This is a genomic window from Burkholderia sp. FW306-1C-G01B (genome assembly GCF_058781685.1).
Genome location: NZ_JBYSWZ010000008.1, coordinates 167,940 through 192,386 on the forward strand (window position 1 = coordinate 167,940; position 24,447 = coordinate 192,386).

Sequence of the window (24,447 nt, forward strand, 5' to 3'; positions counted from 1 at the left end):
TATTCCCCGATAGCTCAGTCGGTAGAGCGCCGGACTGTTAATCCGTAGGTCCCTGGTTCGAGCCCAGGTCGGGGAGCCAGACAGCGAAAGGCCCGTCATTCGACGGGCCTTTCGCTTTTCCGGCCGCCCTTTCGCGTTTTCGTGGCCCGGTCCCGCGCATGCTAGAGTCTCTGTCCCGCATTCGCATCCGGTTCCGTCGATGAAGCACCTCCTCCTGCGCGCCGCACCCTTCGCCCTCCTGCTCTCCGCATTCGCCATCGCGCCGCTCGCGCACGCGGAGGAAGTCGGCAGCGTCAATACCCACTTCCGCGTAACGGGCTCCGACCGCGTCGTCGTCGAGGCGTACGACGATCCGGTCGTGAACGGCGTGACCTGCTACGTGTCGCGCGCCCGCACGGGCGGCATCAAGGGCACGCTCGGCGTCGCCGAGGATCCGAGCGAGGCGTCGATCGCGTGCCGGCAGGTCGGCCCCATCACTTTCAAGGAACCGCTCAAGCAGCAGACCGACGTGTTCAGCGAACGCATGTCGTTCATTTTCAAGACGCTGCACGTCGTGCGCGTGGTCGACAAGAAGCGCAACACGATCGTCTACCTGACCTACAGCGACCGCATCGTCAGCGGCAGCCCGAAGAACGCCGTCACCGCGGTGCCGATGCCGGCCGGCACGACGATTCCGGTCAAGTAAGGCCCGCACCTGACGGGCGCGCGAGCGATACACTGTCGGTTCGACCGATCCCGCGCCCGATCATGTCCGCCACCCGCCTCCCAGACTCCGCACGCTACTGGCGCACGCCGCTGCTGCCGGACGCGGATCTCGTCACGGCCACCTATCGCGACCACACGTTCGCACCCCACTGGCACGACGCGTACACGATTCCCGTGATCCTCGAAGGCGCGGAACGCTTCACCTATCGCGGCAGCGGCCATGTCGCCGAAACGGGCACCGTGCCCGTGATCAATCCCGGCGAAGTACATACGGGCTCGCGCGCGGCCGACGAAGGCTGGTGCTATCGCGTCAGCTACATACCGGTCGAATTCATCCGCGAACTCACCAGCGCGATAGCCGGCTGCCCGCAGGACGCACCGTGGTTTGCCCCCGACGTGATTCGCGACGCCGACCTCGCGGCCCGGCTCGCGCTGGCGCACCGGATGATGGAAGCCGGCAGCGAGCGCGCGCTGTCCTCCCATGCGCACGGGCAGCCGGCCGACGATCCGGCGGCCGGCGATCCGGCGGCCGGCGATCCAGCCTCCGGCGCACCGCGCATCTATGATCCGCTCGCCGCCGAAACGGCCATGCTCGACGCGCTGTCGACGCTGATCGTGCGCCATGCCGACGCGCAGCCACGACCGGCGCCGCTCGCGGCGGACGAGCCGCGCGTCGATGCGATGCGCGAGCGGCTCGCCGCCGATCTCACGTGCACGGTGACGCTCGACGAAGTCGCGCAGGCGGCCGGCCTGTCGCCGTTCCACGCGGCGCGCCTGTTCACGCGTACGACCGGCATGCCGCCGCATGCCTGGCGCAACCAGCTGCGCTTGCAGCGCGCGCTGGCGCCGCTGCGGGCGGGCGTGCCCGTCGCCGACGTCGCGGCGGCCAGCGGCTTCGTCGACCAGAGCCACTTCACGCGGCATTTCAAACGGATGTTCGGCGTGCCGCCCGGGCGCTGGCAGGCGAGCTGACGCGCGGCTTCCCGCATCCGGCCGCTCGCTTGCCGCTGCGCCGACAAACGCCCGGGCAGCCACCCCGCCCGCGACCGCAAGAACATACAAGCCCGAAAACCACCAGCCCGCTATCCTCCAGCGCATGGAGGAGCACGCTTTGAACCCGACACCCGCATCGCCCCGTCGCCGCCCGCTCAACGAATGGCTCGACGGCGCGCGCGACACGATCCCGATGATGATCGGCGCGGCGCCGTTCGGCGTGATTTTCGGCACGCTCGTCGGCGGCGGCCCGCTTGCCGCATGGCACGGCGTGCTGATGTCGCTCGCCGTGTTCGCGGGCTCCGCGCAGTTCATCGCGCTCGGCCTGATCGCGGGCAGCGCGAGCTTCGTCGTCGTACTCGCGACGACGCTGATCGTGAACCTGCGCCACCTGCTGTACAGCGCGACGCTCGCGCCCTATGTCGCGCACCTGCCGCTGCGCTGGCGCGCCACGCTCGGCGCGCTGATGACCGACGAGGTGTTCGCGGTCGCCTATGCGCACTACCGGCACTTCCCGCCCGGCACGATCGGCCCGCACTACTTTTTCGGCTCCGGGCTCGCGATGTACCTGAACTGGCAGGTCTGGACGCTCGCGGGCATCGGCTTCGGCGCGGCATTCCCGGGCCTGCAGTCGCTCGGCCTCGATTTCGCGATGGCGGCGACCTTCATCGCGATCGTCGTCCCGCAGCTCGGCACGCTGCGCTATTTCGCGGCGGCCGCGACGGCCGGCACGCTCGCGTACTTCTGGCAGGGCTGGCCGTACAAGCTCGGGCTGCTCGGCGCGGTTGCCGCCGGCGTCGCGATCGGCGTCGCGCTGACACTGCGGCACGAGCGCTCGCGCGCGCGGTCACGCACGGAGGCCGCATCGTGAGCTACGCGCTGCTGATCCTCGGGATGGCCGTCATCACCTACGCAATCCGCACGACGCTGTTCCTGTTCGGCGAGCGGCTGACCTTCCCGCCGCTCGTGCGGACCGCGCTCGGCTTCGTGCCCGTCACCGTGCTGACCGCGATCATCGTGCCGATGACCGTCTCGCCGCATGGCGGCACGGCCGAACTGACCTGGCGCAATCCGCAGCTCGTCGGCGCGCTCGCCGCCGTGCTCGTGTCGGCGGCGACCCGCCGCCCGCTCGTGACGATCGCGGCGGGGCTCGCGGTGTTCTTTTTCTGGCAAGGGATCGTGCTGCCGCACTGGCTGCCCGCCTGAGCGGACACTCCACCACGCGCGCTCAAGTTTCCGCGCGGCGCGCCGATATAGGAAATGAAAACCCGCCACCGGCCTCGGCGCGCACCGGTCAGTCGACGCTGCGCCCGCACCGGTGCGCCGTGCCGACCGCCGGCCTGCGCGGGCCGCCATCGAGACGATTCATGGGCCAGATCACCCTTTCCCTCAAGGACGACACGCTCGAGTCCCTGCGCAAGGACTACGACGCGTTCGTCCGCGTGTCGCTGAAACTCGACCCGCAGTTCGCGACACCGTCGTTCGAGGATTTCCTGCGCGCGAAGCTGCTCGACAACATGGTTCCGCTGACCGAGCACGCGGTGCAGCGCATGCTGCAGGGCGGCCAGTACGCGTGGGCAAAGCGCACGCTAGACAAGGAATTTCCGGACGTCGTCGCGATCCTGATGCGGCAGGCCGGCGAATTCGGCTTCGGCTTCGCGTCGCGCTCCGAATGGACACCCGACGAACTCGCGAGGGCATGCCGCGACTGGGCGAAGGCGATCGTCGCCGAGGCGCAGGGCGACCCGGCGCAGATCGACCCGCTCGCGTCGCAGATCAAGGGCGCGGCTCAGGACATCCAGGCGCTCGAAGAACTGATGCAAACGCCCGCATGGCGGCTCGCGGAATCGCTGCGGCAACGGATTTACGAGGCCAAGCTCGCATGCGAGATGAGCGTCGGCAGCACCGCGCGCGACAAGCTCGGCGAACTGCGCGGATTGCTGCGGCTCGGGCTCGCACATGGCTCGTTCCAGAAACAGGAAGCGCAGCAGATCATGGAATACCTGCGGCTGCTGAAACCGGAGATCTTCGTCGAAGAGCCGTACGACGTCTTCGCGCGGCTCGCTGCGTGGCTGCGCAGCGTATTCACGCCGGCTGCCGCGCGCCCCGCGCAGGGACAAGGCCAGGGACAGCGTCGGCCGTGACCGCACGCCCGCGCTGCTGAAAGCATGAACACATGAAAACGGCCCGGTTCGCGCGAAGCGAACCGGGCCGCCGGACGGCCGCCGTCGCGACGCGCCGTCCAGGGCGAGCGTCGCGCGGCGCCAGGCACCGCTTACTGCGTGGCGCCCTGGGCCGATGCACCGCCCTCCGCGCCGACCGATGCACCGCCTTCGGTCGCTTCGCCGGCCTTCGCCTTGGCCGAGCCAACATGGCTCTTGGCCGACTTCGCGGTGTGCTTCGCGTGCTTCTTGGCCGAGTGGACGGCCGACGACGCCGTATCCTTCGCGCCGTCGGCTGCCGCGCCGACCGCATCGGTTGCGCCGCCGACCGCATTGCCCGACGCGTTCGCGCCGGCGCTGCCCTGCACGCCCGCGCCGACACCCGCTGCCGGGGTCTGCGCCTGCACGCCGGCACCTGCCGCGCCCTGCGCCGCCGTGCCCGTCTGGGCAAACGCGGCCGAAGTGGCGAACGCCGTCAGCGCGGCACCGATCAGCATCGTACGAATCTTGGACATGACAATCCTCCTCAAGAAGTTGTGGGCGCGAACCGCAGCGATGCGGTCCGTCGCGTCCCCCGCCGCAACACGCAGCAGGTACGACAAAAGACCCGCGGCCCGCACGGCAGGTTCTCGAATCTCTCAGACTGTTACCCACCGTTTCATTTGCTGACGAATCGCTCACAGTCCTTAACATCTGCGTGCCGCGACCGCCCGCGCTCGCGCGCCGGCCCGCGGTGCCGTATGATGCGAGGCGATTCCTTCCGCGCATTGCGCACCTTCTTCGTCATGCCCAACCTGGATTTCACGCTGACCGGCGAATACGTCGAGCTGCACAACCTTCTGAAGATCACCGGCCTCGCGGACAGCGGCGGTACCGCGAAGCTGATCGTCGCGTCCGGTGCGGTGAAAGTCGACGGCGCGGTCGAGCTTCGCAAGACCTGCAAGATCCGCGCGGGCCAGGTCGTGCTGCTCGGCGACACGCGCATCGCGGTGCGCGAGGCTTAGGGCCTGTTCCCCCTGTCCGCGACATGGCCATCGGCGCGCGCGTTCGACACGGTACGAATAAAGCCGTAAGCTAGCCGTCTCTCAAAATAAATACAGACAGCGCGGGCCCGCACCCGCGCGAGCGCCCATTCCATGTCGCACTCCGGTCTCACGCGGACGGCCTCCGCGCCGCCGTCGCTGTCCAGTCACGCTGCCGATACCGCGCGCCTCGCCGCACCGCTCGCGATCGCGCAACTTTCACAAATGGCGATGAGCGTCACCGACACGGTGCTGCTCGGTTCGCTCGGCCCCGATTCGCTCGCGGCCGGCGGTCTCGGCGCGAACTTCTTCTTCGTCATCGTCACCATTCTGCAAGGCGTGCTGTCGTCGGTCAGCGTGAGCGTCGCACATGCGCGCGGCGCCCAGGCCGAGGACCGCGTGCCGCACATCTACTGGACCGGGTTCGCGCTGTCCGTGCTGCTCGCGATTCCGGCAATCGTCGCGCTGTCGCTGGCCGAACCGATCCTGCTGATGTTCCACGAGCCGCCGCTGCTCGCGCATCACGTCGGCGAATACACGGGCATCCTGCGCTTCGCGGCGCTCGGCAGCCTGATCGGCGTCGGGCTGATGCGCGCATTCCTGCCGGCGATCGGCGCCGCGCGGCGGCTGCTGTGGGTGTCGATCGGCGGCGTCGGCGTCAACGGCGTGCTGAACTACGGGCTGATCCACGGCGCATTCGGGCTGCCGCGCCTCGGCTTTCTCGGGTCGGCGGTCGCGACGACGATCACGATCTGGCTCACCGCGCTCGCGCTGATCTGGCTGCTGCACGGCCGGCAGCGCTTCCGCCATTTCGTGACCGCGGCGCGCCCGAAGCTGCCCGTGATGGGCGAGCTGATCGGCATCGGCTGGCCCGTTGCGATCACGTACGGGGTCGAATCGACGCTGTTCCTCGGCACCGGCCTCACGGTCGGCGTACTCGGCGCGACGTCGCTCGCCGCGCACCAGATCGCGCTGAACGTCGCGTCGGTATCGTTCATGGTGCCGCTCGCGATCGGCCAGGCCGCCAACGTCCGGGTCGGCTACTGGGTCGGCGCGGGCTCGCCCGTCGCCGCACGGCATGCGGGCTTCGTCGCACTCGCGCTCGGCGTCGCGTTCATGTCGCTGTCGGGCGTCGTGATGATCGTCGCGCCGCACACGATCGTCGGCCTGTATCTTCATCTCGACGACCCGGCCAATGCGGCCACGGTGTCGCTCGCGGCATCGCTGCTCGGCATCGCCGCGGTGTTCCAGATCGTCGACGGGATGCAGACCGTCGCGTCGGGCGCGCTGCGCGGCTTGAAGGACACGCGCATCCCGATGCTCGCCGCGACCTTCGGCTACTGGGGCATCGGCTTCCCGACCGGCTACTGGTTCGCGTTCCATGCGGGCCTCGGCGCGCGCGGCCTGTGGTGGGGGCTCGCGGCCGGCCTCGCGAGCGTCGCGGCGCTGATGGCATGGCGCTTTCATCTGAAGACCGCGTCGCTCATCGCGGCGCGGCATTGAGCGCGACACGACACGAAATCGCGGCCGACGCTATGCTTGTCGGCTGAAGACCCGAAGTCCCGAAGACGCCGCGCGAGCGGCGCGACTGCCTCACGATACGCCCGGCGCCGCGCATTGCGCGGCCTTTCCCCTTTCCAAGAGGAGTGCATCATGAACGAAGCAGTTCGGATGGAACGCGACACGTTCGGCGAGATCGCCGTGCCGGCCGACCGGCTCTGGGGCGCGCAGACCGAGCGCTCGCTGCAGAATTTCCGGATCTCGACGGAGAAGCAGTCGCCCGAGCTGATCCACGCGCTGGCGATCGTCAAGCGTGCCGCGGCGGCCGTGAACCAGTCGCTCGGCGTGCTGGCCGACGACAAGGCGCGCGCAATCATCGACGCGGCCGACGAGATCATCGCCGGCAAGCATCCGCGCGAATTCCCGCTCGCGGTCTGGCAGACGGGCTCCGGCACGCAGACCAACATGAACCTCAACGAGGTGATCGCGAACCGCGCGAGCGAGCTGATGGGCGGCGAGCGCGGCGAAGCGCGCAAGGTTCATCCGAACGACGACGTGAACCGCGGCCAGTCGTCGAACGACGTGTTCCCGACCGCGATGCACGTCGCGGCCGCGTACGCGATCGTCAATCACCTGCTGCCGGCGCTGCGCACGCTGCGCACGACGCTCGACGCAAAATCGAAGGCGTTCGCCGACATCGTGAAGATCGGCCGCACGCACCTGCAGGACGCGACACCGCTCACGCTCGGCCAGGAGTTTTCCGGCTATGTCGCGCAGCTCGACCAGGGCATCCGTCACGTCGAATCGGCGCTGCCGCACCTGTACGAACTCGCACTCGGCGGCACCGCGGTCGGCACGGGGCTGAACGCGCATCCGGAGTTCGCGGTGCGCGTCGCCGACGAAATCGGCCGCCTGGCGAAGCTGCCGTTCGTGACGGCGCCGAGCAAGTTCGAGGTGATGGCGGCGGCCGACGCGCTGGTGTTCGCGCACGGCGCGCTGAAGACCGTCGCGGCCGGCCTGATGAAGATCGCGAACGACGTCCGCTGGCTCGCGAGCGGGCCGCGCTGCGGGCTCGGCGAGCTGTCGATTCCGGAGAACGAGCCGGGCAGCTCGATCATGCCTGGCAAGGTGAACCCGACACAGTCGGAGGCCGTGACGATGCTGTGCTGCCAGGTGTTCGGCAACGACGTCGCGGTCAACGTCGGCGGCGCGAGCGGCAATTTCGAGCTGAACGTGTTCCGGCCGATGATCGCGCACAACGTACTGCAATCGGTGCGGCTGCTCGCCGACGGCGCGCAGAGCTTCAACGACCACTGCGCGGTGGGCATCGAGCCGAATCGCGCTCGCATCGACCTGCTGCTGAACGAATCGCTGATGCTCGTGACGGCGCTCAATCCGCATATCGGCTACGACAAGTCCGCGCAGATCGCGAAGAAGGCGCACAAGGAAGGCACGACGCTGAAGGCCGCCGCGCTCGCGCTCGGCTATCTGACCGAGGCGGAATTCGATGCGTGGGTGCGACCCGAGCAGATGATCGGCTCTCGGTAACGGCGGAACGACGGGCGCGGTGCAAACGGCGCGGCGCCCGCGACGGTCAGACCGCGCCTTTCGCGACCTCTTCCGGCTTCATCTCGACAATCTTGTCGAGCGCGGCCCGCACATCGGCCGCATATTTCGCGAGCACCTTCTGTTCGTCGGTCTCGGGCACGAACGGCGGCACCGGCACCGGGTTGCCGTTCTCGTCGACCGCGACGAACACGACCAGGCAATCGGTCGTCTGGCGCAACACGCCGCCCTTCGGATCGCCGGCGTGCACGGATACATGGATGTGCATGCTGGTGCGCCCCGTCGCGACGACGCGCGCCTTCAGCTCGACGAGATTGCCGACCAGGATCGGGCGCTGGAAACGGATGTTGCCGACACTGACCGTCACGCAATAGCGGCTCGACCAGACGGCCGCGCACGCATACGCGACCTCGTCGATCCACTTCATCAGCGCGCCGCCATGCACCTTGCCGCCGAAGTTCACGGACGACGGCTCGGCGAGGAAGCGGAATACGGTTTCGGTGCGGTCGAGGGCGGCCGGTACGGGGGACGGTTGGGGCATCTTGTTGGCTCCGGGCGGCAGGGGCGCTGTGATCGGGCCATTATACGTTGCACTGCGGCAACGCGTCGCGGGGCGCCCCGTATGGCGCGGCGGCGCCGACGTGCCCGAAACGCACACGGATCGGCGCCCGTCAGCGGCGTATCGTGATGCCCTGGTCGATCGTCCCGTACATCTCGAGGCTGCCGCCCCGCGCGCCGGCAGCGCCCGCGCCGCCCTGCGCACAGGCCGAGCAGACGAGCACGGCCGCCAACAGGCAGAAAATCGTCTTCATCATTGCATCGTGTCACGTGCGGCGGCCCGCTGCCGCCGCGTCCGGCCATTCTACGCGTGCCCCGCACGGCGCCGCAGTCCGGTCTTCCGCAGGGTCGGTGCCCGCGCCGGTACCGCTATTCGACATTTCAGCCGGATCCGAAACATCGAATGCCCGCACCCACTACACTGCAAGTCACCCCGCCTGACGAGACACGACGATGACCGATCACGACGACCACCACTTTCCGGGCCTGAGCCGCATCGGCGCGCTGATCGCCGACCCGGGGCGCGCCGCGATGCTGTGGGTGCTGATGGACGGCAGCGCCCGACCGGCCGGCGAACTGACGATGATCGCGGGGCTGTCGCCGTCCGCGGCAAGCGCGCATCTCGCGCGGCTGACCGAAGGCGGCCTGCTCGCGCTCGAAGTGCGCGGCCGGCACCGCTATTACCGGATCGCATCGTCCGACATCGCGGCATCGCTCGAGGCGCTCGCGAACGTCGCCCGCGCGGCCGCGCCGCACCGCCCGGTTCCGCCGCCGTCGCGCACGGTGCCGGCCGAACTGCGCTACGCACGCACCTGCTACGACCACATGGCCGGCGAACTCGCAGTGCGCATCTTCGACGGGCTCACCGCGCGCGGCTGGCTGCTCGCCAACGGCGATGAGATCGAGACCACCGAACTCGGCACCCGGGCGCTCGCGCAATGGGGCATCGACGTCGCCCAGCAGCGCGCGCGCCGGCGCCGCTTCGCGTGTGGCTGTCTCGACTGGAGCGAGCGGCGCTCGCATCTCGGCGGCGCGCTCGGCGCCGCACTGCTCGAGAGCTTCTGTGCGCACGGCTGGATCGAGCGCTCCGCACGACCGCGCGTGCTGCGCGTCACCGTGCCCGGACAGCAGGTTTTCGACGGGTGGCTTACGTCCGCTTGACGCCAGCATTGCAGCTGCACGACAACGGCTCGCGATGGACAGGTTTTGTTACATGGCGTGCCATCCGGCTTACAAAACACCGAGCACTGAAACAGACCGAGCGGATATTGTGAACTCAACGGCACGAATCGACGCGCCGCGATAACGACGAAGACGCTCACCATGGCTCCCCTGTTCACGCTCAAGCGATCCGCCCGCTATACGCTGCTCGCGTTCGTCGCGCTTGCGACGCTGCCCCCCGCATTCGCACAATCGGCCGATGCCCCGCCGTATGCGGCCGCGGCCCGGCAGCCGGGCGGCGATCCGCCGGGCCGCGTCGCGCGGCTCAATTACCTGTCGGGCGCCGTGACGACCGAACCGGCCGGCACCGATACATGGTCGTATGCCGCCGTGAACCGGCCGCTGACGACCGGCGACCAGCTCTGGAACGATGCCGGCGCGCGCTCGGAACTGCACATCGGCTCGACCGCAGTGCGGCTCGGCAATTCAACGAGCCTGTCGGTGCTGAACCTCGACGACACGACGACGCAACTGAAGGTCGGCCTCGGCACCGTATCGACGCACGTGCGCCAGCTGCCGGCCGGCGGATCGTACGAAATCGACACGCCGAACCTCGCGCTCGGCATCACGGGCCCCGGCGACTACCGCGTCGATGTCGCGCCGAACGGAGCGAGCACGACGGTCACGGTGCGCAGCGGCAGCGCGACCGTCTACGGCAGCAACGGACAATACCCGCTGTCACCCGGACAGCAGGTCGTGTTCACGGGCACCGACCTGCAGGTTGCGCAGCAATCGCCCGCGCCGGGCCCCGATGCGCTCGACCAGTGGGCCGCCAGCCGCGACGCGGCCGAGGAGCGCTCGGTATCGGCCCGCTATGTGTCCCGCGACGTTCCCGGCTACCAGGATCTCGACGCGAACGGCACGTGGCGCGAAACCCCGAATTACGGCTCGGTATGGGTGCCGAACGACACGCCGGCCGACTGGGCGCCGTATCACGACGGCCACTGGATCTGGCAGGCACCGTGGGGCTGGACGTGGGTCGACGATGCACCGTGGGGCTTCGCTCCGTATCACTACGGCCGCTGGGCGTACGTGGACGATAGCTGGGCATGGGTGCCCGGCCCGATGGTCGTCAGCCAGCCGCCCGTCTATGCGCCGGCGCTCGTCGCGTTCGTCGGTGGCGGCGGCGGTCCCGACTGGAGCGTCGCGCTCACCGTCGGTGGCGTCGCCGCGGCCGGCTGCGCATGGTTCGCGCTCGGCCCGGGTGAGCCGTGGCACCCCGGCTGGGGCGGCTGGAGCCCGCACTACTACGATCGCGTGAACCGCAACATCGTGGTGAACAACGTCAACGTGAACAAGACCGTGAACGTGACGAACATCACCAATATCACCAACATCAACAAGACGTACGTGAACTTCCACGCGCCGCACGCGATCACGGCCGTGCCGGCCTCCGCGTTCGTGCACGGCCAGCCTGTTGCGCATTTCTCGCAGCATGTCGATCCGCAGCAATGGCGCAATGCGCACGTGACACCGGGTACGCCCGGTATCGCGCCGGTGCGCCAGAGCTTTACCGGCGGGCTGCGCAATGCCGGCTACCGTCCGCCGGAGGCGATCGCGCAGCACCCGTACGTCGCGACGCGCAATCCTGCCGTGCCGGCCGCGTATCGCGACCAGGCCGCCGCCCACCTTGCACAGCAAGGCGCACGCGTACCGGGCGCCGGCGCCCCCGTCGTGAAGACGAACGTGCCGGCCGACTACTCGGCTCGCCCGGTTCGCGTTCCGGGCAACCCGAACGGCGGCGCATGGGCAATGCACAACGTGCAGCTCGTGAATCCGCACGGCCCCGTCGTGCAACCTTCACGCGCGCCGCGCGAAGGCCAGCCGCCAGCCGCGCAGGCCGGACGGCCGGGCGCACCGGTGCCGGTGCCGGGCGCGCCGACTATCGCGCGGCCGGCGAACGGCGAGAACCCCAATGCGCCGCGCTTCGCCAACGGCGGCATGCCGCAGGCACCGGGCAACCCGGCGCCGCGCCAGGCGTTCGGGCCCGGAAACGGTGTCCCGCACCCGCCGGTGGCCGGCAATTTCCCGTCGGGCAACGGCAACGCACACGCAGCCGAAGCGTCGTCACCGGCGTGGATGCAGCCGCACACGCCGATGGAGCGTCAGCGCCCCGCCCCGCCGGCCGCGCTGCACGCGGCAGGACAGAATGCGCTGCCGCCCGTGCGCAGCGCGGTGCCGGTGCCGCATCCGGACGGCGCGCCGGCTCCGCAGGGCGCACAGCCCGGCGGCCGGAACGAAGCGCCGCGCGCGCTGCCGCAGCCGAGGTTCGACAATACGGCGCAAATCCCGCAGCCGCGTCCGCGCCCCGAATTCCCGACGCCGGCCCAGCATGGGCAGCCGCAACCGGAACGGGCCGCCCCCGCGCCGCAACCGCGCCCCGAATTCGCGCAACCGGCGCCACGCCGCGAAGTCGCGCCGCCGCGCGTGAACGAGTACCGTCCGCCGGCCCCCGCCGCACATGAAATGCCGCGCCCTCAGCCGCAGGCGCCGCGCATGGAGCCACGGCCGTCGATGCCCGCACCGCATGTGGAACCGCGCCCGTCGATGCCCGCGCCCCGGATGGAACCGCGGCCGCAACCGGCACCGCACGTCGAGGCGCCGCGCCCGAGCAACCCGCCGCCGCAAGGCGGTCACGAAGAGCGGCACCGCCAGTAAGTGCCTCAAACGTGAAGCAAAAAGGCCCGACCGGCTGATGCCGGTCAGGCCTTCTTTCTGCGGGGGCCGCGCGATCAGACCGCCATCGGCGCGGTCAGCGGCTCATGGTGGCGATAGCCGACGAGCGAGAAATCGGACGGCTCGATCTGCTCGAGCCACTCGGGCGCGTAGACGCCCGTCTTCGCGTATTCAGGCACGCGCTCGGCGATCTCGAGCCGCGGGCTTTCGTACGGCTCGCGTGTGAGCTGCTGCTGCAGCATGTCGAGCTGGTTCTCGTAGATGTGCGCGTCGCCGATGAAATACGTGAACCAGCGCGGCGTATAGCCCGTCAGCCGGCCGACGAGCGACAGCAGTGCGGCCCCTTCCGTCAGGTTGAACGGCGTGCCGAGCCCGACGTCGTTGCTGCGGATGTACAGGCACAGCGAGATCTCGCGCTTCGTCGCATTCGGCAGGAACTGGTACAGCAGATGGCATGCGGGCAGCGCGATCTGGTCGAGCACGGCCGGATTCCACGCGTGAAACAGGATACGACGGTCGGCCGGATTCTCCATGATCGTGTCCAGGCACTGGCGCAACTGGTCGATCGCCTTGTACAGCAGCACCTTCGGTGCGCCGTCTTCGTCGAAACGCGTGACGATCCGGAAGCCGCGACGCGTCGCGTCGGCGATCTGCGCATCGGCGCCCGCATCGAGCACCTTGTAGCCCGGCCACTGGCGCCATTGCACGCCGTACACGTCGCCGAGATCGTCGACGCCCTGGCGGTACGGGTTCGCGAGCCACTGCGCGTTCTCGTTCGCATTCGCGTCCCACACCTTGCAGCCGAGCGCGCGGAAATCGGCCGCGCTGCGCGACGCGCGCAGGAAGCCGACCAGTTCGCCGACCGCGGACTTGAACGCGAGCTTCTTGGTCGTGACGGCCGGGAAGCCTTGCTGCAGGTCAAAGCGCAGCATCGCGCCCGGCATGCTGATGGTGCGGATCCCCGTGCGGTTCTCCTGCCAGGTGCCGGTATCGAGAATGGTACGAACGAGGTCGAGATACTGTTTCATGCGGGTTCCTTCGGCCGCGAGGGCGGCCGTACCCGCCAATTTTAGCAAGCGTGATGCGGAAACTCCGGCAACGACGCAGGAAACCCTGCCAGCGCGTCGCCGCGATCGCGCATTCCGTGCGCGCACATCAGCCGGTAGAGCGTGACGCGCGACACGCCGAGTTCGCGCGCGGCATCCGCGAAACGGCCGCGATGGCGCAGCAGCGCCTGCTCGATCGCCTGCCGTTCGGCCGCCTCGCGCGCCTCCAGCAGCGACACGGGCGCGAGCGTCGCGTAGTCGTTCAGCTCGAGATCGGCCGCGGTGATCATCCGGCCCTCCGACATCACGATCGCGCGGCGCACGCGATTGATCAGCTCACGCACGTTGCCCGGCCACGAATAGCCGTACAGCGAGGCCACCGCATCAGGGGAAAAGCCGCGCAGGCGGCGATGCGCATCGCCCTTGAAACGCTCGAGCATGTGGCGCGCGATCACCTCGATGTCCTTGCCCCGCGCGCGCAGCGGCGGCTCCTCGATCTTCAGCACGCACAGGCGATGGAACAGGTCCTCGCGGAACCGCCCTTCGCGCAGCGCCGCTTCCATGTCCACGTGCGTCGCGCAGATCACCCGCACATCGACCGGCACCGACACGTGCGCACCGAGCCGCTCGATCTTGCCTTCCTGCAGGAAGCGCAACAGGCTCGCCTGGCTTTCGAGCGGCAGGTCGCCGATCTCGTCGAGAAACAGCGTGCCGCTGTTGGCGGCCTCGACGCGGCCGATCTTGCGCTGGTTCGCACCGGTGAACGCGCCGCGCTCATAGCCGAACAGCTCGGCCTGCAGCAGCGTCGACGGGATCGCACCGCAATTGATCGCGATGAACGGCGCCTGCGCACGCGACGAGCGCTCGTGAATCGCGACCGCCGTCAATTCCTTGCCCGTGCCCGATTCGCCGGAGATGAACACCGGCGCATCGGTCGCCGCGACGCGACGGATTGTCCTGAAGAGTCCGAGCATCGCATCGCAGGTGCCGACCATCTCGCCTTCGCTGCGGCCCGCACCGGCAAGCGGCGCAACGGGCTCGGTCAGCGCGACCATGCCATGCGCATGACCGACGGTCTCGACGATCCGCGACATCTCGTACGGCATTGTCACGTAGTCGAAGCAATAGTCGCGAATGAGATGGCGCAGCGTGGCGTCCTGCAACTGGCCGCGCCGCGTCGCCGCGATCCAGCCGATGTGCTGGATGCTCAGGCAGGATTCGAGTTCGCGCAGGTCCGAGGGCTTGAAGCCCGGCGAGAAATCGAGCAGGCCGGCCGTTGCAACGCCGTGCTGCACGACGCGCCGTACGTCGCGCACGGTCTCCGCGAGATCGACGCGCCAACCGCATTCGTCGAAATGGCCGCGCAACGCATCGTTCGGTTCGCGCGAGTAATAGATCACGTGCCGCTGATCGGCTCCCATAGCCCACCCCGTTCATCAACCATCTAACGATTGCCGCGCACGCCAAGTCGCGTGCGAAAGGATCGAATCGGGTCAGCCCAAGATGGCTCGATTCGCCATGCCGATGCGCGGCAACGACAAAGCCTCGCATGATGGCGCTTATCTCGCGTCCGTTTTTTTGATCAACACAGCTTAGTTATAGGCACTGAATGCGACAACCCGATTTCAGCGCCTCGGGCGATGCGGTCAAATCGCTCGGGAAGTCGACGCTTGTCAATCATCTGCACATAGCACCTGCGCAGCGCAATGCTCTTGCATCGACACACGCGTCGATTTTCATCCTTGTAGCGTATCGATTGAATCCGCAGTATTCCCAAGCCCCCTCGTTTCAGGCCTGAAACACTTTGAGGCGTTTTTCGCCGCAATTGTCAACGCGTGTGCGCGAATCGCAGTCGTGACAAGGGTCCCGGCGCGATGGCATGTATTTCGCTGCATAGGAATACATCGGAGACAGCGACCATGCGAAAACATCTGTTACTTTCCTTCGTGCCGATGGCGATTTCGCTCTCGGCCGCCGGCCCGCCCGCGCCGGCGCACGCGGATGAAAACGTGAAGCTGGATCGCGCGATGCTGCTCGCCGAAAACGCGCCAGGCATGCAGCCCGGCAACGGGTTCGGCATCGTGACCGTGTCGGCACCGCAACCGCTGCCGGCCGGCAAGGCTTCAGTGACGCTGTGGGACGAGATCCCGCCTCCGCCCCTGTTGCCGACACCGCTCCCGGTACCGCAGCCACGCGACGTGCAGCACGCGATGGAAAAAAACGCACAAGGCACCACGCATCAGTGATGCATGCGCCAATCCATTCGATGAGGATTCCATATCTATTCGAATCTGCCGGACAGCATCGATCGCGCCCCCCTCACTGCCCCGCGACACGAAACGGTTTTTGTGCTCCGTCCCCCGGCGGGCACTCTTTTTACTCAGTCCGTCGCCGCGCCGCATTGCATCGCGCATCGCGGCGCGCAACACCGGAAAGCCGATGCACGTGCGAGGAATCCGGCAGGTACCGCCGTTCCGGTAGAATCGGCGCCATTCCGGCTTTCCTCTTCTCCGACCTTCATGACGACGTTGACCCTGATCGTCGCGCGTGCCCGCAACGGCATCATCGGCCGCGACAACCAGTTGCCCTGGAAACTTCCCGAGGATCTCGCGTTCTTCAAGCGTACGACAATGGGCGCGCCGATCGTGATGGGCCGCAAGACCCACGAGTCGATCGGCCGGCCGCTGCCGGGCCGCCGCAACATCGTCGTCACGCGCGACGCAACGCGCCGCTTCGATGGCTGCGACACGGTCACGTCGCTCGCCGACGCGCTGGCGCTCGTCACGCGCGACGGCGTGCCCGAAGCATTCCTGATCGGCGGTGCGCAACTCTACGCGGAAGGCCTCGTGCTCGCGGATAAACTGATCGTCACCGAGATCGATGCCGACTTCGACGGCGATGCATCGTTCCCTGCGCCCGACGCCGCGCACTGGCAGGAAGTTTCGCGCGATGCACACCAGGCCGCCGCGCCGAACACGTTCGGTTATGCGTTCGTCGTCTACGAACGCAAGCGCGTCTGACGCGTCACGCACAATGAGCAAAGCCCGACCGGCTCGCGCCGGTCGGGCTTTTTCGTTTCGTGGCGGCCTGCGCCGCGCGCGGCTTACTGCCCTGCGATCGTCATCTGCTCGATCAGCACCGAGCCCGTTTCCTTCGTACCGCGGACGATCGAATCCGCGCCGATCGCGACGATATGCCGGAACATCTCCTGCAGCGTGCTCGCGACGGTGATTTCCTCGACCGGATACTGGATCACGCCGTTCTCAACCCAGAAACCTGCCGCGCCGCGCGAATAGTCGCCCGTCACATAGTTCACGCCCTGCCCCATCAGCTCGGTCAGCAGCAGGCCCGTACCGAGCTTCTTCAGCATCGCGTCGAAATCGTCGCCCGGCTGCGTGTTCGAGCTGCGCAGCGCGAGGTTGTGCGAGCCGCCCGCGTTGCCGGTGGTCTGCGTGCCGAGCTTGCGTGCCGAATAGGTCGACAGGAAGTAGCCTTCGACGACGCCGTCCTTGACGACGCTGCGCGCGCGCGTACGTACGCCTTCCTCGTCGAACGGCGCGCTGCCCATCGCGCGCGGCACGTGCGGATCCTCGACGACCTGGATGTGCGGCGCAAACACCGGCTTGCCGAGGCTGTCGACGAGGAACGACGTCTTGCGGTACAGCGCGCCGCCGCTCACGGCCTGTACGAATGCGCCGAGCAGGCCGGCCGCGAGCGGCGCCTCGAACAGCACGGGCACCTTGCGGGTGTCGAGACGGCGCGCGCCCATCCGCGCGAGCGCACGCTCGGCCGCATAACGGCCCACCGCTTCGGGTGCCGCGAGATCGATCGCGCTGCGCTTCGACGAATACCAGTCGTCGCGCTGCATTTGACGGCCGCTGCCCGCGATCGGCGCGCAGGCGATGTAGTGGCGCGAGTACGGATAGCCGGACAGGAAGCCGCGCGACGTCGCGAGCACGAACTGCGAATGCTGCGCCGACACGCTCGCGCCTTCCGAATTGCGGATCTGCGGGCTGACCGCGAATGCGGCGTCTTCCGCGCGGCGGGCAAGTTCGACGGCCTCGTCGGCCGTCAGCGCCCACGGATGATAGAGATCGAGGTCGCGCGGGTCGGTTTCGAGCAGCTCGGCCTCGGCGAGGCCGGCCGCTTCGTCCTCGGCCGTGAAACGTGCGATGTTGTAGGCGGCGGCGACGGTATCCTTGATCGCGGCCGGTGAAAAATCGGACGTGCTCGCGTTGCCGCGCTTCTTGCCGATGAACACGGTCACGCCGACCATCTTGTCGCGGTTGTGCTCGATCGTTTCGACTTCGCCGCGGCGCACCGACACCGACAGGCCGTCGCCCTCGGAGATTTCGGTCGCGGCGTCCGTCGCGCCGAGTGCCTTCGCATGGCGAAGGATGTCCGACGCGATTTCTTTGAGCTGGTCCTGCGTGTGCGGGAAATAGCGCGCTTGTACGTCGAGATTGGCTGCCATCGTCTTGGTATCCGGTGGCGGGCGGGCGCCCGCATGTTCAAAATGTTGCGTATCCCGCGATCATAGCAAGGTCCGGGGACGGACACAGACAAGCTTGGGGTGTCCGCGCCGCGATACAATGCCGCCCATGACACGCAAAACCCGAATTCAGCCGATCGAGCATGCCGTCGAAGACGACGACAACGGCTACGATCGCCCCAGCAAATCCCAACTCAAGCGCGAGATGCACGAGCTGCAGGTGCTCGGCCAGGCGCTCGTCGACCTGCCGAAGGACGCGCTCAAGCGCATGCCGATGCCGGAAGCCCTCGCGGACGCCGTTCGCGAGGCGCGCCGGATCACCGATCACGAAGGCAAGCGCCGCCAGCTCCAGTACGTGGGCCGCGTGATGCGCTCGCTGGCCGACGACGAGACGGCCGCGCTGCGCACCGCGCTCGACGCGCAGCGCGGCGTGAACAAGGCCGCGACGGCCCGCCTGCATTGGATCGAGCGCACGCGCGAACAGTTGCTCGCCAGCGACGACGCACTGACCGAATTCCTGCGCCGGCACCCCGACGCCGACATCCAGGAAGGCCGCACGCTGATCCGCAACGCGCGCAAGGAAGCGCAGCAAGGCAAGCCGCCGCGCTATTTCCGCGAACTGTTCCAGTGGGTCAAGACCGCGAGCGGCACCCCCGGCGGGGATGATGAAGCGGCCGACGACGCCGGAGACGACCATGACGACGACGAAGCGTAACCACCCGGACGAGCTCGTCGTCGGTCTCGTATCGATCAGCGACCGTGCCAGCACGGGTGTCTACGAAGACAAGGGCATTCCGGCGCTACAAGAGTGGCTCGCGGGCGCGCTGGTCTCGCCGTGGCGCGCCGAAACCCGGCTGATCCAGGACGACGCGCCGACGATCTCCGCGACCCTCGCCGAGCTCGTCGACGTCGCCGGCTGCGACCTCGTGCTGACGACGGGCGGCACGGGCCCCGCGCGCCGCGACGTGACGCCCGAGGCCACGCTGGCCGTGGCGACGAAGGAAATGCCGGGATTCGGCGAACAGATGCGGCAGATCAGCCTGAATTTCGTGCCGACCGCGATCCTGTCGCGGCAGGTCGCGGTGATTCGCGAGACGGCCGACCATGCGGCGCTGATCATCAACCTGCCCGGCCAGCCGAAGTCGATCCGGGAAACGCTCGAAGGGCTGCGCGACGCCGACGGCAAGTCGACCGTGCCCGGCATCTTCGCAGCGGTGCCCTACTGCATCGACCTGATCGGCGGCCCGTACATCGAGACCGACGCCGCGGTGGTCGCGGCGTTCCGGCCGAAAAGCGCGCGGCGCTGAGCGTTTGTCGAGCGCTGAGCGCGTGCCGGCCCGCTCAGGCGGCCGGCGCGGACTCGCCTGCCGACGCCGGCGCGGCCGGAATCAGGAAATGCTCGCGGTAGTACTTCAGCTCGTCGATCGACTCGTGGATGTCAGCGAGCGCCGTGTGCATCGCGCGTTTCTGGAAGCCCTTGTAGATCGCGGGCTGCCAGCGGCGGCACAGCTCCTTCAGCGTGCTGACGTCGAGATTGCGGTAGTGGAAGAATTTCTCGAATTCGGGCATCCAGCGCGCCATGAAACGGCGGTCCTGGCAGATCGAGTTGCCGCACATCGGCGACTTGCCGGGCGACACGTACTGCGCGAGGAACGCCTGCAGTTGCGCGGCGGCTTCCGCCTCGGTCACGGTCGACGCGCGCACGCGGTCGATCAGGCCCGAGCGGCCGTGCGTCGACTTGTTCCAGTCGTCCATCTTCGCGAGCGTTTCGTCGCTCTGGTGGATCGCGAACACGGGGCCTTCGACGGCAACGTCGAGCGTGGAATTGGTCACGACGACCGCGATCTCGATGATGCGGTCGTTATCCGGGTCGAGGCCCGTCATCTCCATGTCGAGCCAGACGAGGTTCAACTCGTTGCGCACGAGCGCGGGCTGGCTGGCGGAAGCGGCGGTATCGGTCATGAGTCATCCTGGAAAATGGCGGACGGCGCGCGACGCCGCCCGGGCGGCCGGCAACGCATCAGCGGGCCCGGTCCGCAAGAACATATAATTCTCGCATAGAACCCTTTGGCGCCTTCGATGTCACCCTTTTCGTTCACCCTGCTGTTCGCGCTCGCCGTGCTCGCGATGGTCGTCACCAAGCTGTGGCTCGCGTCGCGGCAGATCCGCTTCGTCGCCGCGCACCGCAACGGCGTACCGGCGCAGTTCAGCGCAACCATCCCGCTGACCGCCCACCAGCGCGCGGCCGACTATACGGTCGAGCGCACCCGGCTGACGATGCTCGAGATCGTCGTCAGCGCGGCCGTGCTGGTCGGCCTCACGCTGCTCGGCGGCGTCGGCGCGCTCGACACGCTGCTGACCGGCTGGCTCGGCCGCGGTTACGGGCAGCAGGTTGCGCTCGTCGCCGCGGTGCTCGTGATCACGAGCGTGATCGACATCCCGTTCGAGTATTACCGCCAGTTCGGGATCGAGCAGCGTTTCGGCTTCAACCGGATGACGAAGCGGCTGTTCTTCACCGACATGCTGAAGAACACGCTGATCGGCGCCGCGCTCGGCCTGCCGCTGCTGTTCGCCGTGCTGTGGCTGATGAACCAGGCCGGCAGCCTGTGGTGGCTGTGGGCATGGGTCGTGCTGGTCGTCTACCTGATGTTCGTGCAGTTGATCTTCCCGACCTTCATCGCGCCGATCTTCAACAAATTCGAGCCGCTCAACGATGACGCGCTGCGCTCGCGCATCGAATCGCTGATGAAGCGCTGCGGCTTCGCGGCGAAGGGCCTGTTCGTGATGGACGGCAGCCGCCGCTCCGCGCACGGCAATGCGTATTTCACGGGCTTCGGTGCGTCGAAGCGGATCGTGTTCTTCGACACGCTGCTCGCGCGCCTGTCCGGCCAGGAAATCGAAGCCGTGCTCGCGCACGAACTCGGCCATTTCAAGCGCCGCCACGTGATGAAGGGAATGCTCGTGTCGTTCCTGCTGAGCCTCGTGCTGCTCGCGCTGCTCGGCTGGCTGGCGCAACGCACGTGGTTCTACACGGGGCTCGGCGTCACGCCGTCGCTCGACACGAGCAACGCGGGCGCCGCGCTCGTGCTGTTCTTCCTCGCGATTCCGGTGTTCCTGTTCTTCGCTACGCCGTTCAGCAGCCTCACGTCGCGCAAGCACGAATTCGAGGCCGACGCGTTCGCGGCCAGCCAGACCGACGCGCAGGATCTCGTCAGCGCGCTCGTGAAGCTCTACGAGGACAACGCGTCGACGCTGACGCCCGACCCCGTCTACACGGCCTTCTATTACTCGCATCCGCCCGCATCGCAGCGGATCGACCGCCTGCTGCAGCACGCATGAGCCGGCCGACTCCCCGCAAGCCGGCCCCGCGCGCGTCGGGCGCGCAACGTGTCGAAGGCCGCGTGATCGCGGCGCACGGCCGCCACTACATCGTCGCGCCCGACGACGGCGGCCCGATGCTGCAGTGCTTCCCGCGCGGCAAGAAGAGCGACATCGCGGTCGGCGACCGCGTCGTGTACGAACACGCGTCGGCCGACCAGGGCGTGATCGTCGAGATCGGCGAACGGCGCAACCTGCTGTACCGTTCCGACCAGTTCAAGTCGAAGCTCTTCGCGGCCAACCTCGACCAGTTGCTGATCGTGCTCGCGACCGAGCCCTATTTCAGCGAAGACCTGCTCGGCCGCGCGCTGATCGCCGCCGACGCGAACGAGCTGAAGCCGCTCGTCGTGCTGAACAAGATCGACGTCGAGGCTGCGCTGCCGGTCGCGCGCGAGCGCCTCGCGCCGTACCGCGCGCTCGGCTACGACGTGCTCGAGCTGTCGGTGAAGGGCTCGCCCGACGACGCGCGCGCGCAACTGATGCCGCACCTCGCCGGCCATTCGACGATCCTGCTCGGCCAGTCCGGGATGGGCAAGTCGACGCTCGTGAACCTGCTCGTTCCCGATGCCGAAGCCGCGACGCGCGAAATCTCGGCCGCGCTCAACAGCGGCCGCCACACGACGACGTTCACGCGCCTCTACCCGCTGGAGGGCGGCGGCGCGCTGATCGATTCGCCGGGCTTCCAGGAATTCGGCCTCTACCATCTGACGGAAGGCCGTCTCGAGCGCGCGTTTCCGGAGTTCCGGCCGTTGCTCGCGGACTGCCGTTTCTATAATTGTCATCATCTGCACGAGCCCGGCTGCGCGATTCTCGAAGCGGTCGCCGACGGCCGCATCGCGCCGTCGCGGCACGCGCTGTATGCGCAGCTCGTGCACGAGGCGAGCCAGATCGTCCGCTGATCGCGCGACAGGCGCGCGGCGGCCGATGCCGTTCGGGCCGGCCTTCATCGACAGGAGCCGCCATGCGTTTCAAGGCACCCGATCTTGCGACGGCGCAGCATTGGGCCAACGTGCTTCAGGTGGCCGGCATCGGTTGCGAGCTGCATAACTGCTACGCGACCGGCGCACTCGGCGGCCTGCCCGCCGACGCGTGCACGCCCGAGCTGTGGCTCGACGACGAACGCGACGACGCGCTCGCTCGCCGGCTGCTCGATGCCGCGTCGCACGGCCCGTCGGCCGGCGCCGCGCCGTGGCGCTGCCGACAGTGCGGCGAAGCGCTCGAGGCCCAGTTCACGGCGTGCTGGCAATGCGGCGCCGTGCGCGATCCGCTCGACGACTGACCCACAGCAAAAAGGCCGGCATCAAGCCGGCCTTTGCCTTTCATCGGGCGCTGCGCGGCCCCGTCACGACACCCACACGGCGAGCGTCAGCATCAGCAGCAGGATCATCCACAGGATCACCGCACGCCAGACGAGGCCGACCGCCGACTGCAGCGTACGCGGCGTGCAATCATCACCGACCGTCAGCGGACCGCTGTCGCCGACCGCCAGCGCATCGAGGCTCGACGGTTCCGCGAGCGGCCCCGCGAGACGCGCGCCGAGCGCCCCGCTGCCGGCTGCCAGCAGCACGCCGTCGTTCGGGTCGGGCCACTGGCGCGTGTGGTTGCGCCACGCGTAGATCGCATCCTCGAAATTGCCGACGATCGCGAAGCCAAGTGCGGTCAGTCGCGCGGGGATCCAGTCGATCACGAAGAACGCGCGTTGCGCGAACGTCGAGAAGGCGGCCGTGCGCTCGTCGCCCGGCGTCGACCAGCTGCGCGCGAGGTATTCGGAAATCCGGTACAGCACGGCGCCGGCCGGCCCGATCGGCAGCACATACCAGAAGAACACGCCGAACACGTGACGATGCGATGCGACAACCGCGTGAATCAGCGTATGGCGGACGATTTCGCCGACCGGCATGTCGACCGTGTCGATGCCCGTCCACTCGCGCAGGATTTCACGCGCACGCGGCACGTCGTCGTTGTTGAGCGCGAGATGGATGTCGGTGAAGTAATGGCTGAACTGTCGGAAGCCAAGCGTGAAATACACGACGACCACGTTCCACAGGAACGCGAGCACGAAGCTCACCTTGTACAGCAGGAAATAGATCAGTGCGACGACCAGCACCCACGGCAGCACGACCGCGAGCCACGCGAGGATGCCGTGCTTCTGCTTGCCGGCGTCGAGGCCATGCGCGACGGTTTCCGCATGAAACTGGAACAGCGCGAACACCGGATTGTTCGGCGACAACGCGCGGACCTGTTCGATGATGAGGGCAAGGAGAACCGAAAAGAAAGTCATGCGTGGCGCCGTCTTCGGAGTTATGTCATTTTTTGCATAACGATAGCACAGCGTAAGCCGAGCATGGCTGCCGGCGCAGCCGCCCGGCGGCCGGCCGCGCGCGTGAGCCGGTGTGCGCGCCTATGCAGCGGCCAAGAAGCGGTACAGATTGCGAAACATGGCGGCAGTTGCGCCCCAGATGAAGTAATGCCCGCCCGGTTCGCCGTTCGGATAGGGCATCGCAAAAAAACGACGCTCGCCGCCTTCCCAACGGAACACGCGGACCTGATGGTTCGCGGGATTCATCAGGAACGCGAGCGGCACCTCAAAGATTTCGGCGACTTCGAACGTGTCGGCCTGCACGGTGAACGGCGGATGCACGAGGCCGACCACCGGCGCCACGCAGAAGCCGGTGCCGGTCAGGTAGTCGGGCAACGCGCCGAGGATCTCGACGCGTTCGGCAGCCAGCCCGATCTCTTCCTTCGCTTCGCGCAACGCGGTGGCGGTCGCGTCGCGATCGAACGGTTCGCGACGGCCGCCGGGAAAGCTGATCTGCCCGGCGTGGTCGTTCAGGTGGTCGGCGCGCTGGGTCAGCAGCACGGTGAGGCCCGACTCGCGGGTGACGAGCGGCACGAGGACGGCCGCGCTGCGCGGATCGACGCCTTCCTGGAGCCTCGCCTCTCCGGGCTCGACGTTCCAGTCGAGCGTGCGCGCGAAACGGTCGCGCAAGCCGGACGGCGTCATCAGGCGGGAATCGATGGCGGGCAGGCCAGCGCCGGTGCCTTCGACCGGCAATACTTCGGGATCGATGATGGGGCGGCGGTTCAATGGGGCTCTCGGGTTCGTGTCGTATCGAGCATATTGTCGC

The 24,447-nt window shown here is 68.1% G+C and carries 26 protein-coding genes and 1 tRNA gene; 18 read left to right on the plus strand and 9 right to left on the minus strand.

Annotated elements, in window-relative coordinates; genetic code table 11:
* The first annotated feature begins 3 nt into the window (after window positions 1-3).
* From AC3WLY_RS17715 to AC3WLY_RS17740, 6 genes are all read left to right on the plus strand, one after another.
* Window positions 4-79 (plus strand) — tRNA-Asn (locus AC3WLY_RS17715).
* 120 nt (window positions 80-199) lie between these two features.
* Window positions 200-685, plus strand: a complete 486-nt coding sequence (locus AC3WLY_RS17720; protein ID WP_175963736.1) for a CreA family protein — start codon at window positions 200-202, stop codon at window positions 683-685.
* Between the two features lie 62 nt (window positions 686-747).
* Window positions 748-1,677 (plus strand): AraC family transcriptional regulator, encoded by a 930-nt coding sequence (locus tag AC3WLY_RS17725; protein ID WP_492310739.1) that lies wholly within the window; start codon window positions 748-750, stop codon window positions 1,675-1,677.
* Window positions 1,678-1,801: 124 nt separating this feature from the next.
* Window positions 1,802-2,569, plus strand: coding sequence for an AzlC family ABC transporter permease (locus AC3WLY_RS17730; protein ID WP_175963734.1), 768 nt, complete (start codon window positions 1,802-1,804; stop codon window positions 2,567-2,569).
* Entirely contained in the window at window positions 2,566-2,904 is a 339-nt protein-coding gene (locus AC3WLY_RS17735; RefSeq protein ID WP_034183072.1) for an AzlD domain-containing protein, read from the plus strand. The genes AC3WLY_RS17730 and AC3WLY_RS17735 overlap by 4 nt, the downstream gene beginning before the upstream one ends.
* Window positions 2,905-3,065: 161 nt before the next feature.
* Window positions 3,066-3,842 carry a DUF4088 family protein gene (locus tag AC3WLY_RS17740; protein ID WP_175963733.1) on the plus strand — a complete coding sequence of 259 codons (777 nt, stop codon included), beginning with the start codon at window positions 3,066-3,068 and terminating at the stop codon, window positions 3,840-3,842.
* A 131-nt stretch (window positions 3,843-3,973) separates the two neighbouring features.
* Here AC3WLY_RS17740 and AC3WLY_RS17745 read toward each other — a convergent pair whose 3' ends face one another.
* Window positions 3,974-4,375: a hypothetical protein gene (locus AC3WLY_RS17745; protein WP_111017545.1), complete on the minus strand. Its 402-nt coding sequence runs from the start codon at window positions 4,373-4,375 to the stop codon at window positions 3,974-3,976.
* 270 nt (window positions 4,376-4,645) lie between these two features.
* Between AC3WLY_RS17745 and AC3WLY_RS17750 the strand changes: the two genes are divergently transcribed.
* The 3 genes from AC3WLY_RS17750 to fumC all read left to right on the plus strand — a co-directional run bounded on the left by AC3WLY_RS17750 (window position 4,646) and on the right by fumC (window position 7,930).
* Complete coding sequence (locus AC3WLY_RS17750) at window positions 4,646-4,864, plus strand: RNA-binding S4 domain-containing protein (protein WP_006486208.1); 219 nt, start codon at window positions 4,646-4,648, stop codon at window positions 4,862-4,864.
* Window positions 4,865-4,996: 132 nt separating this feature from the next.
* Window positions 4,997-6,385, plus strand: coding sequence for a multidrug efflux MATE transporter NorM (gene norM, locus AC3WLY_RS17755; RefSeq protein ID WP_175963731.1), 1,389 nt, complete (start codon window positions 4,997-4,999; stop codon window positions 6,383-6,385).
* 150 nt (window positions 6,386-6,535) lie between these two features.
* Window positions 6,536-7,930 (plus strand): class II fumarate hydratase, encoded by a 1,395-nt coding sequence (gene fumC / locus AC3WLY_RS17760; protein ID WP_175963730.1) that lies wholly within the window; start codon window positions 6,536-6,538, stop codon window positions 7,928-7,930.
* Window positions 7,931-7,976: 46 nt separating this feature from the next.
* Here fumC and AC3WLY_RS17765 read toward each other — a convergent pair whose 3' ends face one another.
* Both AC3WLY_RS17765 and AC3WLY_RS17770 read right to left on the minus strand, forming a co-directional pair.
* On the minus strand, window positions 7,977-8,489 hold the full coding sequence (locus tag AC3WLY_RS17765; RefSeq protein ID WP_011544912.1) for an acyl-CoA thioesterase: 513 nt from the start codon (window positions 8,487-8,489) through the stop codon (window positions 7,977-7,979).
* A 130-nt stretch (window positions 8,490-8,619) separates the two neighbouring features.
* A complete protein-coding gene (locus AC3WLY_RS17770; protein ID WP_492310740.1) occupies window positions 8,620-8,760 on the minus strand; it encodes a hypothetical protein in 141 nt (46 codons plus the stop codon).
* Window positions 8,761-8,959: 199 nt separating this feature from the next.
* Here AC3WLY_RS17770 and AC3WLY_RS17775 point away from each other — a divergent pair, with 199 nt between their 5' ends.
* Window positions 8,960-9,667: an ArsR/SmtB family transcription factor gene (locus AC3WLY_RS17775; RefSeq protein ID WP_072436030.1), complete on the plus strand. Its 708-nt coding sequence runs from the start codon at window positions 8,960-8,962 to the stop codon at window positions 9,665-9,667.
* Between the two features lie 162 nt (window positions 9,668-9,829).
* A complete protein-coding gene (locus AC3WLY_RS17780; RefSeq protein ID WP_492310741.1) occupies window positions 9,830-12,385 on the plus strand; it encodes a DUF6600 domain-containing protein in 2,556 nt (851 codons plus the stop codon).
* Between the two features lie 74 nt (window positions 12,386-12,459).
* Here the strand turns inward: AC3WLY_RS17780 and AC3WLY_RS17785 are convergent, their stop codons facing one another.
* Window positions 12,460-13,431, minus strand: a complete 972-nt coding sequence (locus tag AC3WLY_RS17785; RefSeq protein ID WP_072436420.1) for a thymidylate synthase — start codon at window positions 13,429-13,431, stop codon at window positions 12,460-12,462.
* 41 nt (window positions 13,432-13,472) lie between these two features.
* Window positions 13,473-14,870, minus strand: a complete 1,398-nt coding sequence (locus AC3WLY_RS17790; protein WP_072436032.1) for a sigma-54 dependent transcriptional regulator — start codon at window positions 14,868-14,870, stop codon at window positions 13,473-13,475.
* Window positions 14,871-15,368: 498 nt separating this feature from the next.
* Between AC3WLY_RS17790 and AC3WLY_RS17795 the strand changes: the two genes are divergently transcribed.
* Entirely contained in the window at window positions 15,369-15,695 is a 327-nt protein-coding gene (locus tag AC3WLY_RS17795; protein WP_310137029.1) for a hypothetical protein, read from the plus strand.
* A gap of 273 nt (window positions 15,696-15,968) precedes the next feature.
* Window positions 15,969-16,469 (plus strand): dihydrofolate reductase, encoded by a 501-nt coding sequence (locus AC3WLY_RS17800; protein WP_492310742.1) that lies wholly within the window; start codon window positions 15,969-15,971, stop codon window positions 16,467-16,469.
* An 83-nt stretch (window positions 16,470-16,552) separates the two neighbouring features.
* On the opposite strand, the gene pmbA is transcribed toward AC3WLY_RS17800, so the two are convergent.
* Window positions 16,553-17,923 carry a metalloprotease PmbA gene (gene pmbA, locus AC3WLY_RS17805; RefSeq protein WP_072436035.1) on the minus strand — a complete coding sequence of 457 codons (1,371 nt, stop codon included), beginning with the start codon at window positions 17,921-17,923 and terminating at the stop codon, window positions 16,553-16,555.
* Window positions 17,924-18,050: 127 nt separating this feature from the next.
* Here pmbA and yjgA point away from each other — a divergent pair, with 127 nt between their 5' ends.
* Window positions 18,051-18,656: a ribosome biogenesis factor YjgA gene (gene yjgA, locus AC3WLY_RS17810; RefSeq protein ID WP_492310743.1), complete on the plus strand. Its 606-nt coding sequence runs from the start codon at window positions 18,051-18,053 to the stop codon at window positions 18,654-18,656.
* Window positions 18,637-19,248, plus strand: a complete 612-nt coding sequence (gene mog / locus AC3WLY_RS17815) for a molybdopterin adenylyltransferase (RefSeq protein WP_492310744.1) — start codon at window positions 18,637-18,639, stop codon at window positions 19,246-19,248. Before yjgA ends, mog begins: the two co-directional genes overlap by 20 nt.
* 34 nt (window positions 19,249-19,282) lie before the next feature.
* Here the strand turns inward: mog and orn are convergent, their stop codons facing one another.
* Window positions 19,283-19,903 (minus strand): oligoribonuclease, encoded by a 621-nt coding sequence (orn, locus tag AC3WLY_RS17820; RefSeq protein WP_034183060.1) that lies wholly within the window; start codon window positions 19,901-19,903, stop codon window positions 19,283-19,285.
* Between the two features lie 117 nt (window positions 19,904-20,020).
* Between orn and AC3WLY_RS17825 the strand changes: the two genes are divergently transcribed.
* The 3 genes from AC3WLY_RS17825 to AC3WLY_RS17835 all read left to right on the plus strand — a co-directional run bounded on the left by AC3WLY_RS17825 (window position 20,021) and on the right by AC3WLY_RS17835 (window position 22,598).
* On the plus strand, window positions 20,021-21,280 hold the full coding sequence (locus tag AC3WLY_RS17825) for a M48 family metallopeptidase (protein ID WP_175963723.1): 1,260 nt from the start codon (window positions 20,021-20,023) through the stop codon (window positions 21,278-21,280).
* The gene (gene rsgA, locus AC3WLY_RS17830; protein WP_310137035.1) at window positions 21,277-22,218 is read left to right on the plus strand and encodes a ribosome small subunit-dependent GTPase A; all 942 of its coding nucleotides are present in this window, start codon (window positions 21,277-21,279) and stop codon (window positions 22,216-22,218) included. Before AC3WLY_RS17825 ends, rsgA begins: the two co-directional genes overlap by 4 nt.
* A gap of 62 nt (window positions 22,219-22,280) precedes the next feature.
* Window positions 22,281-22,598, plus strand: coding sequence for a putative signal transducing protein (locus AC3WLY_RS17835; RefSeq protein ID WP_011351362.1), 318 nt, complete (start codon window positions 22,281-22,283; stop codon window positions 22,596-22,598).
* Window positions 22,599-22,661: 63 nt separating this feature from the next.
* Here the strand turns inward: AC3WLY_RS17835 and AC3WLY_RS17840 are convergent, their stop codons facing one another.
* Both AC3WLY_RS17840 and AC3WLY_RS17845 read right to left on the minus strand, forming a co-directional pair.
* Complete coding sequence (locus tag AC3WLY_RS17840) at window positions 22,662-23,600, minus strand: CobD/CbiB family protein (protein ID WP_034183056.1); 939 nt, start codon at window positions 23,598-23,600, stop codon at window positions 22,662-22,664.
* Window positions 23,601-23,720: 120 nt separating this feature from the next.
* A complete protein-coding gene (locus AC3WLY_RS17845) occupies window positions 23,721-24,407 on the minus strand; it encodes a CoA pyrophosphatase (protein WP_492310745.1) in 687 nt (228 codons plus the stop codon).
* Window positions 24,408-24,447: the final 40 nt, after the last annotated feature.

What these genes read in the sequence shown, in the direction of transcription:
- AC3WLY_RS17795 (WP_310137029.1), top strand. Translation starts at nt 15,369, where the DNA reads ATGCGAAAACATCTGTTACTTTCCTTCGTGCCGATGGCGATTTCGCTC.
- AC3WLY_RS17840 (WP_034183056.1), bottom strand. Translation starts at nt 23,600, where the DNA reads ATGACTTTCTTTTCGGTTCTCCTTGCCCTCATCATCGAACAGGTCCGC.
- AC3WLY_RS17825 (WP_175963723.1), top strand. Translation starts at nt 20,021, where the DNA reads ATGTCACCCTTTTCGTTCACCCTGCTGTTCGCGCTCGCCGTGCTCGCG.
- AC3WLY_RS17740 (WP_175963733.1), top strand. Translation starts at nt 3,066, where the DNA reads ATGGGCCAGATCACCCTTTCCCTCAAGGACGACACGCTCGAGTCCCTG.
- norM (WP_175963731.1), top strand. Translation starts at nt 4,997, where the DNA reads ATGTCGCACTCCGGTCTCACGCGGACGGCCTCCGCGCCGCCGTCGCTG.
- pmbA (WP_072436035.1), bottom strand. Translation starts at nt 17,923, where the DNA reads ATGGCAGCCAATCTCGACGTACAAGCGCGCTATTTCCCGCACACGCAG.
- AC3WLY_RS17785 (WP_072436420.1), bottom strand. Translation starts at nt 13,431, where the DNA reads ATGAAACAGTATCTCGACCTCGTTCGTACCATTCTCGATACCGGCACC.
- AC3WLY_RS17720 (WP_175963736.1), top strand. Translation starts at nt 200, where the DNA reads ATGAAGCACCTCCTCCTGCGCGCCGCACCCTTCGCCCTCCTGCTCTCC.
- AC3WLY_RS17765 (WP_011544912.1), bottom strand. Translation starts at nt 8,489, where the DNA reads ATGCCCCAACCGTCCCCCGTACCGGCCGCCCTCGACCGCACCGAAACC.
- AC3WLY_RS17725 (WP_492310739.1), top strand. Translation starts at nt 748, where the DNA reads ATGTCCGCCACCCGCCTCCCAGACTCCGCACGCTACTGGCGCACGCCG.
- AC3WLY_RS17770 (WP_492310740.1), bottom strand. Translation starts at nt 8,760, where the DNA reads ATGAAGACGATTTTCTGCCTGTTGGCGGCCGTGCTCGTCTGCTCGGCC.
- AC3WLY_RS17730 (WP_175963734.1), top strand. Translation starts at nt 1,802, where the DNA reads ATGGAGGAGCACGCTTTGAACCCGACACCCGCATCGCCCCGTCGCCGC.
- AC3WLY_RS17835 (WP_011351362.1), top strand. Translation starts at nt 22,281, where the DNA reads ATGCGTTTCAAGGCACCCGATCTTGCGACGGCGCAGCATTGGGCCAAC.
- AC3WLY_RS17790 (WP_072436032.1), bottom strand. Translation starts at nt 14,870, where the DNA reads ATGGGAGCCGATCAGCGGCACGTGATCTATTACTCGCGCGAACCGAAC.
- orn (WP_034183060.1), bottom strand. Translation starts at nt 19,903, where the DNA reads ATGACCGATACCGCCGCTTCCGCCAGCCAGCCCGCGCTCGTGCGCAAC.
- AC3WLY_RS17775 (WP_072436030.1), top strand. Translation starts at nt 8,960, where the DNA reads ATGACCGATCACGACGACCACCACTTTCCGGGCCTGAGCCGCATCGGC.
- fumC (WP_175963730.1), top strand. Translation starts at nt 6,536, where the DNA reads ATGAACGAAGCAGTTCGGATGGAACGCGACACGTTCGGCGAGATCGCC.
- mog (WP_492310744.1), top strand. Translation starts at nt 18,637, where the DNA reads ATGACGACGACGAAGCGTAACCACCCGGACGAGCTCGTCGTCGGTCTC.
- AC3WLY_RS17745 (WP_111017545.1), bottom strand. Translation starts at nt 4,375, where the DNA reads ATGTCCAAGATTCGTACGATGCTGATCGGTGCCGCGCTGACGGCGTTC.
- yjgA (WP_492310743.1), top strand. Translation starts at nt 18,051, where the DNA reads ATGACACGCAAAACCCGAATTCAGCCGATCGAGCATGCCGTCGAAGAC.
- AC3WLY_RS17750 (WP_006486208.1), top strand. Translation starts at nt 4,646, where the DNA reads ATGCCCAACCTGGATTTCACGCTGACCGGCGAATACGTCGAGCTGCAC.
- rsgA (WP_310137035.1), top strand. Translation starts at nt 21,277, where the DNA reads ATGAGCCGGCCGACTCCCCGCAAGCCGGCCCCGCGCGCGTCGGGCGCG.
- AC3WLY_RS17780 (WP_492310741.1), top strand. Translation starts at nt 9,830, where the DNA reads ATGGCTCCCCTGTTCACGCTCAAGCGATCCGCCCGCTATACGCTGCTC.
- AC3WLY_RS17800 (WP_492310742.1), top strand. Translation starts at nt 15,969, where the DNA reads ATGACGACGTTGACCCTGATCGTCGCGCGTGCCCGCAACGGCATCATC.